The 16,791-nt window shown below is 70.2% G+C and carries 16 protein-coding genes and 1 tRNA gene; 12 read left to right on the top strand and 5 right to left on the bottom strand.

The annotated features are described in order from the left end of the window. Window positions 1–199: 199 nt before the first annotated feature. From OG522_RS23985 to OG522_RS23975, 3 genes are all read left to right on the top strand, one after another. Complete coding sequence (locus OG522_RS23985) at window positions 200–1,450, top strand: helix-turn-helix domain-containing protein (protein WP_329465053.1); 1,251 nt, start codon at window positions 200–202, stop codon at window positions 1,448–1,450. Window positions 1,451–1,460: 10 nt separating this feature from the next. Beyond that, entirely contained in the window at window positions 1,461–2,063 is a 603-nt protein-coding gene (gene orn, locus OG522_RS23980) for an oligoribonuclease (RefSeq protein ID WP_329465052.1), read from the top strand. A gap of 133 nt (window positions 2,064–2,196) precedes the next feature. Further along, window positions 2,197–2,269 (top strand) — tRNA-His (locus OG522_RS23975). Between the two features lie 114 nt (window positions 2,270–2,383). Here the strand turns inward: OG522_RS23975 and OG522_RS23970 are convergent. After that, complete coding sequence (locus OG522_RS23970) at window positions 2,384–3,421, bottom strand: LacI family DNA-binding transcriptional regulator (protein ID WP_329465051.1); 1,038 nt, start codon at window positions 3,419–3,421, stop codon at window positions 2,384–2,386. Between the two features lie 234 nt (window positions 3,422–3,655). Between OG522_RS23970 and OG522_RS23965 the strand changes: the two genes are divergently transcribed. From OG522_RS23965 to OG522_RS23940, 6 genes are read left to right on the top strand one after another with little or no spacing between them, the layout of a single operon-like run. After that, complete coding sequence (locus OG522_RS23965; protein WP_329465050.1) at window positions 3,656–4,990, top strand: ABC transporter substrate-binding protein; 1,335 nt, start codon at window positions 3,656–3,658, stop codon at window positions 4,988–4,990. Window positions 4,991–4,992: 2 nt separating this feature from the next. Next, a complete protein-coding gene (locus OG522_RS23960) occupies window positions 4,993–5,988 on the top strand; it encodes a carbohydrate ABC transporter permease (RefSeq protein ID WP_329465049.1) in 996 nt (331 codons plus the stop codon). After that, window positions 5,946–6,827 carry a carbohydrate ABC transporter permease gene (locus OG522_RS23955; protein WP_329467714.1) on the top strand — a complete coding sequence of 294 codons (882 nt, stop codon included), beginning with the start codon at window positions 5,946–5,948 and terminating at the stop codon, window positions 6,825–6,827. The genes OG522_RS23960 and OG522_RS23955 overlap by 43 nt, the downstream gene beginning before the upstream one ends. A 39-nt stretch (window positions 6,828–6,866) precedes the next feature. Beyond that, window positions 6,867–8,282, top strand: coding sequence for a GH1 family beta-glucosidase (locus OG522_RS23950; protein WP_329465048.1), 1,416 nt, complete (start codon window positions 6,867–6,869; stop codon window positions 8,280–8,282). A 33-nt stretch (window positions 8,283–8,315) separates the two neighbouring features. Continuing rightward, window positions 8,316–9,083, top strand: coding sequence for a MerR family transcriptional regulator (locus OG522_RS23945; protein WP_329465047.1), 768 nt, complete (start codon window positions 8,316–8,318; stop codon window positions 9,081–9,083). Further along, window positions 9,080–9,256 (top strand): hypothetical protein, encoded by a 177-nt coding sequence (locus OG522_RS23940; RefSeq protein ID WP_329465046.1) that lies wholly within the window; start codon window positions 9,080–9,082, stop codon window positions 9,254–9,256. Before OG522_RS23945 ends, OG522_RS23940 begins: the two co-directional genes overlap by 4 nt. Window positions 9,257–9,298: 42 nt before the next feature. Here OG522_RS23940 and OG522_RS23935 read toward each other — a convergent pair whose 3' ends face one another. Continuing rightward, window positions 9,299–10,780: a cellulose binding domain-containing protein gene (locus OG522_RS23935; RefSeq protein ID WP_329465045.1), complete on the bottom strand. Its 1,482-nt coding sequence runs from the start codon at window positions 10,778–10,780 to the stop codon at window positions 9,299–9,301. Between the two features lie 200 nt (window positions 10,781–10,980). On the opposite strand from OG522_RS23935, the gene OG522_RS23930 reads away from it, so the two are divergent. Continuing rightward, complete coding sequence (locus tag OG522_RS23930) at window positions 10,981–11,238, top strand: hypothetical protein (RefSeq protein ID WP_329465044.1); 258 nt, start codon at window positions 10,981–10,983, stop codon at window positions 11,236–11,238. A 69-nt stretch (window positions 11,239–11,307) separates the two neighbouring features. Here OG522_RS23930 and OG522_RS23925 read toward each other — a convergent pair whose 3' ends face one another. Beyond that, window positions 11,308–12,510, bottom strand: coding sequence for a helix-turn-helix transcriptional regulator (locus tag OG522_RS23925; protein WP_329465043.1), 1,203 nt, complete (start codon window positions 12,508–12,510; stop codon window positions 11,308–11,310). A gap of 336 nt (window positions 12,511–12,846) precedes the next feature. On the opposite strand from OG522_RS23925, the gene OG522_RS23920 reads away from it, so the two are divergent. Together OG522_RS23920 and OG522_RS23915 are read left to right on the top strand one after the other, a co-directional pair. Further along, entirely contained in the window at window positions 12,847–13,131 is a 285-nt protein-coding gene (locus OG522_RS23920; protein ID WP_329465042.1) for a hypothetical protein, read from the top strand. A gap of 203 nt (window positions 13,132–13,334) precedes the next feature. Then, window positions 13,335–13,841, top strand: coding sequence for a hypothetical protein (locus OG522_RS23915; protein ID WP_329465041.1), 507 nt, complete (start codon window positions 13,335–13,337; stop codon window positions 13,839–13,841). A 794-nt stretch (window positions 13,842–14,635) separates the two neighbouring features. Here the strand turns inward: OG522_RS23915 and OG522_RS23910 are convergent. Then, entirely contained in the window at window positions 14,636–16,027 is a 1,392-nt protein-coding gene (locus tag OG522_RS23910; protein ID WP_329465040.1) for a sensor histidine kinase, read from the bottom strand. Next, complete coding sequence (locus OG522_RS23905) at window positions 16,024–16,713, bottom strand: response regulator transcription factor (RefSeq protein ID WP_329465039.1); 690 nt, start codon at window positions 16,711–16,713, stop codon at window positions 16,024–16,026. Before OG522_RS23905 ends, OG522_RS23910 begins: the two co-directional genes overlap by 4 nt. Window positions 16,714–16,791 lie beyond the last annotated feature (78 nt).

Here is a 16,791-nt window from a genome sequence, read left to right as displayed (position 1 = left end):
GTGATCGAATGCTTCGCGCCAAGTTGCCTTGTCGACATAGCGCTGGGTGCCGGACTTGTCACGCCGGCGCCACGGGACACAGTAGATTCGATCATGCGTATCGAAGGCTGGGGACTCGTGCAAAACCGAGGGGAAAAGTGCAGGAGCGACAAGCCCGACAAGAACGGGGAGCCGCGAACACCGAGGGGGGCTTAGCGCCATGAGCCAGGACTCCGCTGCCGCATCACCGGAGACCACGAAGAAGCTGGCCGGCCGCCGACGCCGGGAAGTCGTCGCCGTACTGCTGTTCAGCGGCGGCCCCATCTTCGAAAGTTCCATTCCGCTCTCCGTGTTCGGAATCGACCGACAGGACGCGGGAGTTCCGCGTTACCGACTACTGGTGTGCGCCGGTGAGGAAGGACCCCTGCGGACCACAGGGGGACTCGAACTCACCGCGCCCTACGGTCTGGAAGCGATCAGCAGGGCGGGAACGGTGGTGGTGCCCGCGTGGCGTTCCATCACCTCGCCGCCACCGGCCGCGGCGCTCGACGCGCTGCGCCGGGCTCACGAGGAGGGGGCAAGAATCGTCGGTCTGTGCACCGGGGCGTTCGTGCTCGCCGCGGCCGGCCTGCTGGACGGCCGACCGGCGACGACGCACTGGATGTACGCGCCGACACTGGCCAAACGGTATCCATCCGTACACGTGGATCCGAGGGAGCTCTTCGTCGACGACGGAGACGTCCTCACATCGGCCGGAACGGCGGCCGGAATCGATCTCTGCCTGCACATCGTGCGGACGGACCACGGCAGTGAGGCGGCCGGCGCACTGGCTCGCCGACTCGTCGTACCGCCGCGCCGCAGCGGTGGCCAGGAGCGCTATCTCGACAGGTCTTTACCTGAGGAGATCGGCTCCGATCCGCTGGCCGAGGTCGTCGCCTGGGCACTGGAGCACCTCCACGAGCAGTTCGACGTGGAGACCCTGGCCGCGCGGGCGTACATGAGCCGCCGTACCTTCGACCGCCGTTTCCGCTCGCTGACCGGATCGGCCCCGCTCCAGTGGCTGATCACTCAGCGGGTCCTTCAGGCCCAGCGCCTGCTGGAGACGTCCGACTACTCCGTGGACGAGGTGGCGGGCCGCTGCGGCTTCCGCTCCCCGGTCGCGCTGCGCGGGCACTTCCGCCGCCAGCTCGGCTCGTCCCCGGCGTCCTACCGGGCGGCGTACCGGGCCCGGCGCCCACAGCCGGAGCCGGTGGGTGGCGGTGTCGCGATGCCGATGCCGGCCGCGGTGGCCGAGGCCATCGCGCCCCAGGCGCTGCCACAGGTCCGGCGGCCTGCGGCGGCCGGTGCCGTGCTGGGTCCCGGGGCGAGCTCGCACGCCCCGTCGGAGCAGGGGAAACCCAGCTCCGACCTGTACGCGTCCGGCTACACCGGCGGTCGTCCGAGTCTGCCCGGCCAGCGGAGTGCCCCGTAGGGTGGGACACATGAACGACCGCATGGTGTGGATCGACTGCGAGATGACCGGGCTCTCGCTGGCGGACGACGCACTTATCGAGGTGGCCGCACTGGTCACCGACTCGGAGCTGAACGTACTCGGTGAAGGGGTGGACATCGTGATCCGTCCCCCGGACGCCGCGCTGGAGACCATGCCGGAGGTGGTGCGCACCATGCACACCGCCTCCGGGCTCCTCGACGAGCTGGCCGGCGGCACCACGCTGGCGGACGCCGAGGCGCAGGTCCTGGCGTACGTACGTGAGCACGTCAAGGAGCCGGGCAAGGCGCCGCTGTGCGGAAACTCGGTCGGTACCGACCGGGGCTTCCTGCTGCGGGACATGCCGAGCCTGGAGTCCCACCTCCACTACCGGATCGTGGACGTCTCCTCCGTGAAGGAGCTCGCCCGCCGCTGGTACCCGCGGGCGTACTTCAACAGCCCCGACAAGAACGGCAACCACCGGGCGCTGGCGGACATCCGCGAATCCATCGCGGAGCTCCGCTACTACCGCGAGGCGATCTTCGTCCCGCAGCCCGGCCCGGACTCGGACGCCGCGAAGGCCATCGCGGCAAAGCACGTCCTGCCTGCGGAGTAGCGCTGCGCGAGGGGCCCGGGAGGGTGCCGCGAAACATGTGCGCGAGCACCCTCCCGGACCCTGTACACTTTTTCTCGGCCGGTAGGGAAGCCCCCAGGGACTTCCCAAGACCACAACAGTCCGGTCATGCATGGTGGGTATAGCTCAGCTGGTAGAGCACCTGGTTGTGGTCCAGGATGTCGCGGGTTCGAGTCCCGTTACTCACCCTGATCGAAGAGGGCCCGATTCGTGAAAACGGATCGGGCCCTCTTCGCGTTCCCGCTCGGTGAACAGCCCCGGCCGGGCGCGTGCCCCGCCGCGGCATTGCCCCGGCGGGTCTCCTACGAAGACGCCCGCACCACGAGTTCCGTGGGCAGCACCAGGCGTCGGCGGCCCGGGTCGGGGGTGGAGATCTGGGTCAGGAGGAGCTCTGCCATCGCTCGGCCCATTTCTTCGATCGGCTGGCGCACGCTCGTCAGGGGCGGGTCCATGTGGCGGGCTATCGCCGAGTCGTCGAAGCCGATCAGGGCTATGTCCTCGGGGACGCGGCGGCCGTGTTCGCGCAGGACCTGACGGGCGCCGGAGGCCATGACGTCGGAGGCGGCGAACACCGCGTCCAGCGCCGGGCAGCGGGCGAGGAGTTCGGTCATCGCGCGCCGGCCGCCCTCCTCCGTGAAGTCGGCCTGCGCGGCCAGTTCGCCGAGGCCCGCCTCGGCGAGGGCGGCGCGGTAGCCGTCGAGGCGGCAGCGGGCTCCGTACACGTCGAGCGGCCCGGTGATGGTGGCTATGGTGCGCCGGCCCCGGGCGAGCAGGTGGGCAACGGCGGTGCGGGCGCCCTCGAAGTTGTCGGAGTCGACCGAGGCGAGCGGCTCGTCCTCGCGGCGGCGGCCGCTGATGACCACCGGAATGTCGAGTTGCTCCAACAACTCGGGCAACGGATCGTCCGCGTGGACCGAGACCAACAGGACGCCGTCGACCCGGTGGGAGGCCAGGTACTGGGCCAGTCGGCGGCGCTCGCGGTCGCCGCCGACCAGGGTGAGCAGCAACTGCATCTCGGTGTCGGCGAGCGCCGCGCCCACCCCGCGCACTATGTCGGAGAAGTACGGCTCCGCGAAGAAGCGCGCCTCGGGCTCGGGGACGACCAGGGCGATCGCGTCGGTACGGTTGGCGGCCAGGGCGCGGGCCGCGCGGTTGGGGACGTAGCCCAGTTCGGCGACGGCCGCCTGCACGGCGGCGCGGGTCTCGTCACTGACCCGCGGCGAGCCGTTGATCACCCGGGACACCGTGCCCCGGCCCACCCCTGCTCTGGCCGCCACCTCTTCGAGGGTGGGCCGTCCCGCGCTCCGGCCCCGGCCCCGGACCGTGCGAGCTGCCGCCATGTCTGCCTCCCCAACGCGCCGATCTCCGGTGAACGTAACAGCACGGGCCGGTCGAGGAAGGCCAACAACTGTCATCGCGCGGTCCCTTGACACTCCGACAGGTAGCCGCAACCCTTCAACACATCACGGCTGGGAGCGCTCCCACACTAGAGGACCCCTACACCTTTCGCATACCTTCCGCCCGCGGCGACGCGCCTCAAACGGCTTGGCCCGGACGACAGTTGGAGGAAGCACATGCGCACGCGTACACGCATCAGCAGACGACTGGCGGCCCTGGCGGCCGTGGCCGCGCTCGGCACCGGGCTACTCGCCGGCTGCGCCGCCGACGGCAAGGATCCGGGCGGCGGCTCGTCGGCGCAGGGCGGCGGGGGCGGCGCGAAGACCACCCTCACGGTCGGTGTCTTCGGCGCCTTCGGCCTGAAGGAGGCCGGACTCTACGACGCGTATATGAAGCTCCACCCGGACATCGAGATCAAGCAGACCTCGATCGAACGGAACGAGAACTACTATCCGCAGCTGTTGACCCACCTCGGCTCCGGCAGCGGGCTCGCCGACATCCAGGCCGTCGAGGTCAGCAACATCGCCGAGGTCACCGCGACCCAGAGCGGCAAGCTGGAGGACCTGTCCAAGGTGTCCGGCGTGAACAAGGACGACTTCCTGCCGTGGAAGTGGGCCGAGGCCACCACCAAGGACAGCAAGACGGTCGGCCTCGGCACCGACATCGGGCCGACCGGCATCTGTTACCGCAAGGACCTGTTCGCCAAGGCCGGTCTGCCCACCGACCGCGAGGCCGTGGGCAAGCTGTGGGCGGGCGACTGGAACAAGTACCTGGCGGTGGGGCGGCAGTACAAGGCGAAGGCCCCCGCGGGCGCCGCCTTCGTGGACTCCGCCTCCGGCGTGCTGAACTCGATCACCGGGTCCAGCGCCACCCGCTACTACGACGCCGACGGCAAGGTCGTCTACAAGTCCAACCCGGCCGTCAAGCAGGCCTGGGACACCGCGACCGCGTTCGCGGCCGACGGCCTGACCGCCAAGCTCCAGCAGTTCCAGCCGACCTGGGACCAGGGCTTCGCCAACGCCTCCTTCGCCACCGTGTCCTGCCCGGCCTGGATGCTCGGCTACATCCAGGACAAGGCGGGCGCCGCCGGCAAGGACCAGTGGGACGTGGCCGCCGCGCCCAAGCCCTCCAACTGGGGCGGCTCCTTCCTCACGGTGCCGTCGGCCAGTCAGCACAAGGCGGAGGCCGCCAAGCTCGCCGCCTGGCTGACCGCGCCCGCCCAGCAGGCCGTCCTGTTCGAAAAGCGCGGCAGCTTCCCCAGCGCCAAGGCGGCGTACGGGCTGCCCGCGGTCGCCGGCGCCAAGCACGCCTACTTCGGCAACGCGCCCATCGGCCAGATCTTCGCGCAGGCCGCCGAGGGCACCCCGGTGCAGTTCCTCGGCCCGAAGGACCAGATCATCCAGCAGAACCTCACCGACATCGGCATGCTCCAGGTCGAGCAGAAGGGCAAGTCGCCGCAGCAGGGCTGGGACGCCGCCGTGAAGGCGATCGACAACGCGCTGGACCAGTGACGATGGCGAGCGACACCACGGCCGCCGTGCCCTCCCCCAGTCCCGGGCAGGAGGGTACGGCCCCGGCCCGCGCCCGCGGCGAGGAGCGGCGCAGCCGCCGCTACCGGCGCGATGTGCGCTGGAGTCCGTACGCCTTCATCACGCCCTTCTTCGTGTTCTTCGCCGCGTTCGGCCTCTTCCCGCTGCTGTACACCGGCTGGGCCTCGCTGCACCAGGTCGAGCTGACCTCGCCGAACGACATGACGTGGGTGGGCCTGCGCAACTTCTCGCGGCTGTTGTCGGACGACTTCTTCTGGAACGCGCTGCGAAACACCTTCACCATCGGGGTCCTCTCGACCGTGCCGCAGCTGCTCATCGCGCTCGGCATCGCGCACCTGCTCAACTACCGGCTGCGCGCCTCGATGTTCTTCCGGGTCGCCGTGCTGACCCCGTACGCGACGAGTGTGGCGGCCGCGACGCTGGTGTTCGTGCTGCTCTTCGGGCGCGACTACGGGATGGTCAACTGGGCGCTCGGCCTGGTGGGTTTCGACCACGTCGACTGGCAGAACGGCGGGTGGAGCTCGCAGCTCGCCGTATCCACCATCGTCGTCTGGCGGTGGACCGGCTACAACGCGCTGATCTACCTGGCCGCCATGCAGGCCGTGCCGGCCGACCTGTACGAGTCGGCCGCGCTCGACGGGGCCTCGCGGTGGCAGCAGTTCGTCCATGTGACGATCCCGTCGCTGCGGCCGACGATCCTGTTCACGGCGGTCGTCTCGACGATCGGCGCGACCCAGCTGTTCGGCGAGCCGCTCCTGTTCAACGGCGCCGCCGGGGCCACCGGCGGCTCGGACCACCAGTTCCAGACGCTGGGCCTGTACCTGTACGAACAGGGCTGGGTGAACCTGCACCTGGGCCGGGCCTCGGCGATCGCCTGGGCGATGTTCCTGATCCTGCTCCTCATCGGCGCGGTGAACTGGCTCGTCTCCCACAAGTTGCGCAAGGGGATGACCAGTTGACCGCCCAGCGTGCCGGCCGCCAGCTGCACGGCGGCCGCCTCACCTACGCCGTCCTCATCGTGTTCACCGCCGGATCGCTCTTCCCGCTGATCTGGACGGCGATCGCCGCGTCCCGCACCAACACCCGCCTCGCGCAGACGCCCCCGCCGTTCTGGTTCGGCGGCAACCTGTTCAAGAACCTCCAGATCGCCTGGACCGACGCCAACATGGGCACGGCCCTGCTCAACACGACCATCGTGGCGGGCTCGATCGCGGCGGGCACGGTGTTCTTCTCCACGCTCGCCGGGTTCGCCTTCGCCAAGCTGCGCTTCCGCTTCAAGAACCTGCTGCTGGTCCTGGTGATCGGCACGATGATGGTGCCGCCGCAGCTCAGCGTCGTACCGCTGTACATGATGGTCGCCAAGCTGTCCTGGACCGACCAGCTCCAGGCCGTCATCCTGCCCACCCTGGTCAGCGCGTTCGGGGTGTTCTTCATGCGGCAGTACCTCGTGGAGGCGCTGCCCACCGAGCTGATAGAGGCCGCCCGGGTGGACGGCGCGAGCAGTTGGCGGGTGGTGTGGCACATCGTGTTCCCGGTCGCCCGGCCCGCCATGGCCGTGCTCGGGATGCTGACCTTCGTGATGGCCTGGAACGACTTCTTCTGGCCGATCATCGCGCTGACCCAGAACGGCAGCCCCACGGTGCAGGTCGCCCTCACCGGGCTGGGCCGCGGCTACATCCCCGACCAGTCGGTCATCATGGCCGGCGCCCTGCTCGGCACGCTGCCGCTGTTGCTCGCGTTCGTCCTGTTCGGGCGCCAGATCGTGGGCGGCATCATGCAGGGCGCGGTCAAGGGCTAGGTCAAGTCCCGTCATTCGTCAGCACGTTGGGAGTGTCATATGTCCGACCGCTTTCCGCCCGGCTTCCTCTGGGGCGCCGCCACCTCCGCCTACCAGATCGAAGGGGCGGTACGGGAGGACGGCCGCACCCCGTCGATCTGGGACACCTTCAGCCACACCCCGGGCAAGGTCGCCGACGGCGACACCGGTGACGTCGCGGTGGACCATTACCACCGCTGGCGCGAGGACGTCGCGCTGATGGCGGAGCTCGGCGTCACCTCGTACCGCTTCTCGGTCTCCTGGTCGCGGGTGCAGCCCACCGGGCGCGGGCCCGCCGTCCAGCTCGGCCTGGACTTCTACCGGCGCCTGGTCGACGAGCTCCTCGATCACGGCATCGCGCCCGCGCTCACCCTCTACCACTGGGACCTGCCGCAGGAGCTGGAGGACGCCGGCGGCTGGCCGGCCCGGGACACCGCCTCGCGCTTCGCCGACTACGCGGCGCTCGTCGGCGCCGCGCTCGGCGACCGCGTGGAGCGGTGGATCACCCTCAACGAGCCCTGGTGCAGCGCGTTCCTCGGCTACGCCTCCGGGGTGCACGCGCCGGGGCGGACCGATCCGGCCGCTTCCCTGCGCGCCGCCCACCACCTCAACCTCGCGCACGGGCGGGCGACTTCGGCGCTGCGCTCCGCGATGCCCGCCCGCAACCAGATCGCGGTGAGCCTCAACTCGGCTGTGGTCAGGCCCCTTTCGCAGGACCCGGCGGACCTGGCCGCGGTGCGCAGGATCGACGACCTCGCCAACGGCGTCTTCCACGGGCCGATGCTGCACGGCGCCTACCCCCGGCACCTGTTCGCCGACACCGCCGCCGTCACCGACTGGTCCTTCGTGCACGACGGGGATCTGCGCGCGATCCACCAGCCACTGGACGCGCTCGGCCTCAACTACTACACGACGGCCCTGGTGTCCGCGGCCAACCCGGACGCCGCGGGCCCCCGCGCCGACGGCCACGGCGCGAGCGCGCACTCGCCGTGGCCGGGCGCCGCCTCCGTCGCCTTCCACCAGCCGCCGGGCGAGCGCACCGTGATGGGCTGGACCATCGACCCCTCGGGCCTGTACGACCTGCTGCTCCGCTACACCCGGGAGGCGCCCGGCCTGCCGCTCCTGGTCACCGAGAACGGGGCGGCCTGCGACGACAAGCCGGGCCCCGACGGCACGGTGCACGACGCCGACCGCATCCGCTATCTGCACGGCCACCTCGACATGGTGCGCCGGGCGATCGAGGAGGGCGCTGACGTGCGGGGCTACTACCTGTGGTCGCTGATGGACAACTTCGAGTGGTCGTACGGGTACGGCAAGCGCTTCGGCGCGGTGTACGTGGACTACGAGACCCTGGCCCGCACCCCGAAGTCGAGCGCGCACTGGTACGCCGAGGTGGCCCGTGCGAACGAGCTGCCCCCGGCGCCGCCCGGGGCTTGAACCTCACGCCACGTGAGGATGCAAGGTGGAGCCATGACGGAGACCACCTGGAAGGTGGGACCGCTGGCCGCGGCCAGCGGGCTCACCGTCCGCACCCTGCACCACTGGGACACCATCGGCCTGCTCTCCCCCTCGCGCCGCACCGCGGGGAGCCACCGGGAGTACACCGAGGACGACATCGCCCGGCTCTACCAGGTGCTGGCCCTGCGCGGTCTGGGCCTTGACCTGGACACCATCGCCGTGTGCCTGGAATCCGGGGTCGACCCGACCCGGGTCCTGCGCGACCACCGCGGATGCGTCGAGGCGCACATCGCCGCGCTCACCACTCTGCGGGAGCGGCTCCTGCACATCGAGGCGGAGGTCGCCGACGGCAGAGCGCCGACCACCTCGGCGGTCCTCGACGCGCTGCGCGCCACCGGCGCCACGGGCCCCGGGGCCGAACAGGCGCTCCGCCGCCACCTGGACGACGACCAGGTACGGGCCCTGGGCGCCCGGAGCGCGGCACTCGGCCCGGCCGCGCACTATCTGCTGGAGGTCGAGTGGCCCCAACTGTATCGGCGTGCCGAGGAGTTGAGGCTCTGCGGCGCCCCGCCGACCGATCCGCGCGTACGCAAACTGGCGGCCCGGATGGACGAGCTGAGCGCGCTGTTCAGCGGCGGCGACCGGACGATCTCCACCGGTGTACGGGCCGCCTGGCGCGCGGATCCGGCGGCGCTGTCCGGGGACGCCTCGGTCCGCCCCGGCCAGTGGGACGGCCTCTCGGACTACCTGGACGCGGCCCGCGAAGGAGCGGGGCGATGAGGATGAACGCGTACTCGGTGCTGCCGCTGATCGTGACCGTGCCGCTGACCGCCCTGCTCGCCGCCTTCGGGGTGCCGCCGTGGGGCGTGGTGCTCGCGGTGACGGTCGCGGTCGGCGTACTGGCGCTCGCGATCCGGTCGGGCGGACGCCTTACGTCCCGGAAGGGTGGGTGAACCCGGCCGGGACGTAAGGCAGTTGGGGCTTTCTGCCGGGGGTTACTTGTAGGCGCCGAAGGCCTTCGTGAAGGCCAGCGGTTCCTGGACTATCGAGGAGCAGGTCGGGTCGGCGGAGTTCTTGGCGCCACCCGAGCACTGCTTGTCACGCGCGCCCGACCACATCGCGAGCCAGCCGAGGCCCTTGGACTTCGCGAAGTCCACGAGCTTGGTGGCGTCGGCGACGGTGAACGTCTCGACGTTGACGTCATTGACGCCGATCATCGGCGTGACGGCGACGGCCTTCCACGCGGCGCCGTCCGACAGGCCCAGAACTCCCTTGATCTGAGCCTGGGTCGCGGTCGCCGCCTGGATCGCGTAGTCGCCCATGTCACCACTGTAGGAGGGCCCGTAGTCCATCGCCATGACGTTGACGGCGGAGACCTTGACCCCGTTCTTCTTGGCGTCGGCCACCAGGTCGACGCCGGGCTGGGTCAGCCCCTCCGGCATCACGGGCAGCGTGAAGGAGACGTCGAGGCCGGGGTGCGACTGCTGGAGTTTGGCGATGGCCTGCGCGCGTCGGGTGTTGGCGGCGGTGTCGGGCAGGGCCGCGCCCTCGATGTCGAAGTCGACCTTGGTGAGCTTGTACGCGTCGATGACCTTGCCGTACGCGGCGGCCAGCTCGTCGGCGCTCTTGCACACCAGGCCCAGCTCGGAGCCGGACGCGCCACCGAAGGACACCCGCACGTCGCCGCCCTTGGCGCGCAGCGCGCCGATCTGCCCGGCGACCTTGTCACCCGGCAGGTCGGTGACGCCGCCCCACAGCGGGGCGCAGCCGCCGCCAGAGGTCACGAAGGCGAGGTTGAACTGCTTGACGCCGGTCTTGTCGGCCGTGTCCACGAGGTCGTACGCCGGGTAGAGCGAGGTGTCCACGTACGGGGCGAACCCGGCCCCGCTCGCGGTGCCGCCGCCGGACGGCTTGCCGGGGGTGGGCGTCGCGGTGGCGGACCCGGACGGCTTGGCGGTCGGTTTGGCGGTCGCCGACTGGGAGGGCTTGGGGGTGGGCGCCTGGGTGGGGCGGCCGCTGGGCTGCGGGGTGGCGCCGGTGTCGACGGAGCACTTCTCCTGGTTGATGAGACAGCCGGTCGGGTCGCCCGCGCTGCCACTGGCTGTGGTGACGAAGCCGACGGTCGCCGACTTGCCGGGGGCGAGCCCGCTCCTGTCCCAGCTCGCGGGCTTCACCGTGACGTGCTGCCCCTTGACGGTCTGGTCACCGTTCCACAGGGAGGAGAGCGCGGTGCCGGCGGGGAGGTCGAACTCCAGCGTCCAGTCGGTGAGGGTCTTGCCGGTGTCGTTGGTGATGACGTACTGGCCGGTGTAGCCGCCGGTCCAGCTGCTGGTCTTGGTGTAGGCCGCGCCGACCGAGGCGGCCTGCGCGGTGCCGGTGAGCGCGAAGGCTCCGCCGCCGGCGACCGCCGCGGCGACGAGGCCGCCGATCACCTTGGTCTTGCCGCTCGCCCTGCGCCGGTGCGTACTGCTGCCCATGCCGTGCCTGCCTCTGCGTTGCGGGGGAATTCGGGGGTGCGGCAGCACGCTAGCGATGCGGAACCGGACAAATGCCCAGTTCAGGACGGGGGTTGAGGATCTTAGGGTCGGCTTAAGGATGGGATGGGGGGAGGTTAAGCCCGGAGTCCTTTCCTCACCCCACCGCTTCCTCTGGCCGTCACAGGTGCACTGCGAACCCTGTGGTTGTTCGTACCGACCTGCTCCGGCTGAGGGCCGGAACGGGCGGTAAGCAGACCGGCGACATCTACGCCGTACGCTTCGGACGCACCGAGGCCGACGCCGGAGTGAGTGGTCTGACCAACAGTGGCGTGCAGGCCACCGACCTTGGCGAAACTCACGACAAGCCCGTATACCGCACTCGCATCGACTTCTATTGCGGCCTCGCCCTGCTTGGCGGGAAGGCCGCCGCACGGCTGACCAACGTCCTCGTCGGCTGATCACACCACTTAGCCCCCGCGCTCGTCATCCCTCGCAGAAGGGACGACGAGTGCGGGGGCTTCCTGCGTTTATGCGGCGCCGTCGAGCAGTGCTCGGACGTCTGGAATGTCGTGGAACTCTTCCAGGCGCGCGAGCACGATTCGCACACGCTCTGCTGTTCGTTCGCTGGCCACGTCGGCGGAAAGTGAGATCACGCGTTCGGCGACGGTTACCGCCTCCTCGGGTTCGTTGGCATCAGAGAGGGCGACGGCGAGCCACGACAGGTACAGGGCAAGCTCCCGCGTGTGGGTCGCGTCGTATCGGCTGAGTACATCCCGGAGCAGCGGAACGGCGCGGAGTGGTCGGCGTAGCTCCGTGTAGACACGGGCCTCCATGACCTGTAGTTCGCCGGAGTCAACCCAATACAGGTAGGCCGGTGCCTCGCTTCCTTTGCTGTGCTGACTCAGCGCCTCATTGGCCTCTCCCAGTGCCCGAATGGCAGGCTGAACTTCACCGGCCTTGGTGTGCGCCCATGCCGTCCGGTCGAGGTACAGCGCGCGAGCCTTGGCCGGTGCGTCTGTTCCGGCCACGTCGAGAGCGGCGCGGGCGAGCTGGATCCCCTCAGCTTCCCTTCCAGTATTGCTGAGTTGGTATGCCAGCGACCCGGCGAGGTTCCCGGCCAAGGTGTGATCCGCTGCCTGCCTCGCGGCGCTGAGTCCTAGTCGGTAGATCTGTTCCGCCTCGCTGTACTGCCCGGCGTCGCTCGCGATCCATCCGGCGATCTGCCCCAACTCGCCAATCTGGCGCAGGAGTTCGCGGCCCACCTCTCCGCTGTGGCTGCCTTCCCGGTAAAGCTTCACGGCCGATCGGAGTTCGCGGAGCGCGGGACGGATCAGGTCGCCACCGGCTAGAACATCATCGGCTAGCCGTAGGCCGTGCACGCGCTGTTGCAAGTCGCCTACCTGCTCCATGCCGATGCGTCGCCCAGTGCGGGTGATGAGGGGTGCTAGCGGATCATCGGCAGGCAAATAGTCAGCGAGCGTCGGCAACGGAGGTTCAGCGGGCGGCTGCGGCGCTGTGAGCGCATCCACGGGCACGCCGAGAGCGTCAGCGATGGACGGCAACCACTCGCGGGGCGTGCGCTTCCCTGTTTCCCATCGGCTGACCTCTTGGCGGCCGACCGGTTCGCCCTGAACCCCGGCGACTCGGCAGACCTCCCGCGCTAGGCGTGCCTGGCTCCATCCGTGCTGTTTCCGCTCGCGCCGGATGTTGGCCCCCATGTCCCCCGACATGTGCCCAGTCTGGCCGACAGTTGGCCTACACGGGCCGCTAGTCGGCATTCCCTCGCGGCAGCACGATCAAGGCTTACGACGTTCGAGGGGACGGCGAGAAGCGATGGCCGACAACTGGTCGCCCACGATGGGTGGTTATGCAGTAGACACGGCAGACAGGCGGATCGGGGAAGTACGTCGCCTGTTCAAAGGCAGCGTGTACCTCGTGCCGCCGGGTGGGGGTGCCGAGTGGGCCGCCCCGCCGAGCAGGCTCCGCCCGCCGACTGACGCCGAAGTCTGGCAGGCGCGCGTGTGGACTCGCCCTGTGAGGTCGGGACTGTGAGAACCCCCCGCGGCGTGATCCGGCCGGTAAAGCACTCCATCGGCACGCACCCGCACGGAGAGATCACCGTCTCGGCTCGCTGTCTTGACAGTGCCTGCCTATGGACGCTGGCCGCTACGTCAGACCTCAAGGCCGCCGATCTGGCGATGATGACGCACACGGGCCTGTCCGGACACCCCACGTTCGCCCGGACCTTTGAAGACGTGGCACTTGTGCGCCGCCTGGAGCTGGACGAGGGGAAGCAGGAGATCCCGCCGCCGTCTCCCCAGGAGCCGCAGCACGAACGCGCGGCCCCATAGGTTCCCGGCCCCGGTGAGGTCACGACGAGTCGTCCGTCCCGGCCGGGGGTTCGGGGCGAGTCCCCGCTCGGACGCACGTCCCGTGAAACGGAGACGCCGGAAGCGGCCCGCCACACCCACCTAAGCCCCGCTCCGGTCCCGTACGCAGGCTCCGCTACGGGACCGGAACGGTCCAACCAACCCATCGAAGGGAAGGCAACCCGATGTCCGTTCTCAGCGAGTTGGCGCCAACCGGCGACCTCAAGCCGAGTGCCCGGCAACTGATCGCAGATGAGAGCTTCGAAGGTGCCGTGCGCCTGGTGCAGCGCGCCAACGCCGACATCAGCGAATCGCTGGCAGGGCGAATCGTTGATGAAGCCCTCAAGTTCGTGGCAGCAGCGGCAGGCAACAAGACGCCCGGACTGACCCTTCGGCCCTCACGGATCGTCGACGAGGGATGGCACGCCCTGATCCAGGACACGCGCACCTATCAACGCCTGACGGACGATCTCGGGAAGTTCGTCCACCACGTACCGGAGACCCCGGCGACAAAGCAACACGACGACGCAACGGTGATCCGGACGCTGAGCGCCATCGAACGTGCGGGGTACGTACCGGACCTGTACCTGTGGGCCAAGGAAACGCAGGGGGAGGTACTGGTGTCCGCCGATTGCATGCACAGCGAGTGCACCGACGGCGGGTCCAACTGTGCGGCACCGCAAACCGTCTGAGTGACCAGCGGCAGCCGCACCCCCAACTTGCGGCTACCGCTCTACAGTTGACCACGGTCCGTCAGGAAGGAACCGCAGTGAGCGAAGAAGGCGGAGCGCCCCACAGGTGGGATGACCCTCGGTACAGCAAGCTGCTGGCAAGCTGGCAGCGTCTTCGGGTCGAAAAGCGCCCCGGAAGGCGCCCCCGTCGATTCTGCCCGCACGGTCTCGGAGCGACCCTCACAGTCGACCCTGAGACAGGCAAGCCCTTCAACGTCGGGTGTGCTTCTTGCAACTCGTCGGAAGGCTGAGCTAGTAGCGCGGCCCGCTCATCTGCCCTCGGCGAAGGTGAGCGGGCTTCCGCCGTTCCGTCCAAGGGCTACCGAGCTTCGGTGCCTTCGCCGGATGCCGCGCAGCGCGAGCCGGTACGAGGGCGGCACGGTGCCGAGCCTCACTGACGACCAGGCCGCGAACATCGTGACCGCCGTGAAGTCGTCGTTCTGCTCGTAGATCAGTCCCAGACAGGAACCAGCCCCGTTCGGCCACAGTGCCGGACGGGGCTTTCTTGTGTCCTGACCAGGCCGTACTCTCCAGAACACCTACTTACGAGCATCGGGGCTTCCCTGGACCCTCCGGGGGGGGGAGTCGGATCGGCTGCGGGCCGCCGTGGCCTGTCGCGCAGTTCCCCGCGCCCCTGGCAGCGTCCGTGCCGGCCGGCACCGGAGCATTTCAGCCCTCCGTTTGAGGGCGAGCGCCCTTAAGGCGCGAACGGGGTCTGGGGCGGAGCCCTAGGGCGCCCGCCCGCCGAGCGGGGATCAGGCGTCCGCCCCCCGACGGGCTCGGCCCCGCCCCCGCACCCGATGCCCGCGCCGGCCCGGCGGCGTAACCCCGAGCCCGATCCAGAGGCGGACCTCCGTCCCGCCCAGGACGGAATGCCCGATCCGGACGTCGCCACCCGTCGACTCCGCGACCCGGCGGACGATGTCGAGCCCGAGCCCCGTAGACCCGGGACGGCCCCCGCTGTTGCCCCGGGCCAGCGCCGCCCGGGGATCGGAGATCCCCGGCCCCGCGTCGGAGACCAGCACGATCACCGCGTCCTCCCCGTTGTGGACGTCGACCGAGAACGCCGTGCCCTCCGGCGTGTGCCGGAACACGTTGCCGAGCAGCGCGTCGAGCACCGCCACCAGATCGGGCCGGGCCACCGGGATGCGTACCGGCCGGTCCACGCCCGCCAGCCGCACCTCGCGCCCCTCGTCCTCGGCAAGGGCCGACCAGAACGCCATCCGCTCCAGGATGACCTCGCTGGCGTCGCAGCCCGCGCCCGCGCCGGCGGGCTGTGTCTGGGGCTTGGCGTCCCGGGCCGTGCGGATGATGGTGTCGACCTCGCGCTCCAGCTGCTCGACCGCCGCCCGGGTCTGCTCGGCCGCGGGCCCGTCCCCGAGGGAGGCCGCGTTCAGCCGCAGGACGGTGAGCGGCGTACGCAGCCGGTGCGAGAGGTCGGCGGCCAACTCCCGTTCGTTGGCGAGAAGTTGGACCACCTGGTCGGCCATCGAGTTGAAGGCGACGGCGGCCGAGCGTAGTTCGGTGGGCCCCTCCTCGGGGACCCGCGCCCCGAGCTTCCCCTCGCCCAGGTCCTGCGCCGCGCCCGCGAGCCGCTGGGCCGGCTGGACCATGCGCACCCCGAGCCGGTCGGCGACCGCCACCGACCCGATGATCAGGCCGATGCCGACACCGGCCAGGACCAGCCAGGCCGTCGCCACACCGTTGGTGACCTCGGCCTCCGGCACGAAGACCTCGACGATCGCGATCTGGCCGGAGCTCAACGCGGTCGGCTGGAGCAGCGCGGAGCCGCCCGGCACGTCCGTGATGGAGGCCTTGATGATCTTCCGGGTGGCTTCCAGGTCCTTCTCCGCGGCCCGCCGCCTGCCGATCTCCACGGGCGTGCTGCCGGCCACCGCCGGGTCCGCCGGGACGTGCAGGGCCATCCGGTCCTCGGCGCCGAACTGGGTGGAGGCGACGGCCCGTTCCAGGGCATCGCGCTCGGTGGTGATGGACAGCGTCGGCCCGATCGCCGCGGCCTGCCGTTCGGCGTTGGAGAACGCCCGGTCGCGGGCCATCTCCTTGATGACCATGCCGAGCGGCACCGCGAAGGCGACCACGACCATCACGGTGACCGCGAGGCACACCCGGACCAGCGCCCACCTCACCTCGGGGGCTCCAGCTTCACGCCCACGCCCCGCAGGGTGTGCAGATAGCGCGGCCGGGCCGCGGTCTCCCCCAACTTCCGCCGCAGCCAGGACAGATGGACGTCGATGGTCTGGTCGTCGCCGTAGGACTGCTGCCACACCTCGGCGAGCAGCTCCTTGCGCGGCACGACCACACCGGGCCGCCCGGCCAGGAAGGCGAGCAGGTCGAACTCGCGCCGGGTCAGATCGAGCTGGGCGCCGTCGAGTTCGGCCTGCCGGCGCAGCGGGTCGACGCGGAGCCCGCCGACCTGGAGGACCCGCGACGGAGGCTCGGCCCCGGCCGTGGCACGCGCCCGGCGCAGCACGGCGGCCATCCGCGCGGAGAGGTGCTCCACGGAGAACGGCTTGGTGAGGTAGTCGTCCGCACCGTCGTTGAGCAGCCGCACGATCTCCGTCTCGTCGTCCCGCGCGGTCGCGATGATCACCGGTACGTCGGTGATGCCGCGCAGCATCTTCAGCGCCTCGGACCCGTCCAGATCGGGCAGCCCGAGGTCCAGGATGACCAGGTCGAACCGGAAATGGGCCACTTCGCGCAGCGCCTCCAGTGCCGTGCCGACGCTCCGTACGGTGTGGGAGGCCTCGGTGAGGTGGCGGATGAGGGCGGAGCGGACAAACTGGTCGTCCTCGACCACGAGCACACTTGCCATGGGCCGCACCGTACGCCATCGGGAGGATCCGGGTCCCTGGTGGGAGTGCGGACGGGCGGGGCGGGACACGGCTGGGGC

Source organism: Streptomyces sp. NBC_01431 (genome assembly GCF_036231355.1).
GTDB lineage: Bacteria > Actinomycetota > Actinomycetes > Streptomycetales > Streptomycetaceae > Streptomyces.
Note: the sequence above shows the minus strand (reverse complement) of the source record. Positions and strands in the feature narration are given on the sequence as shown.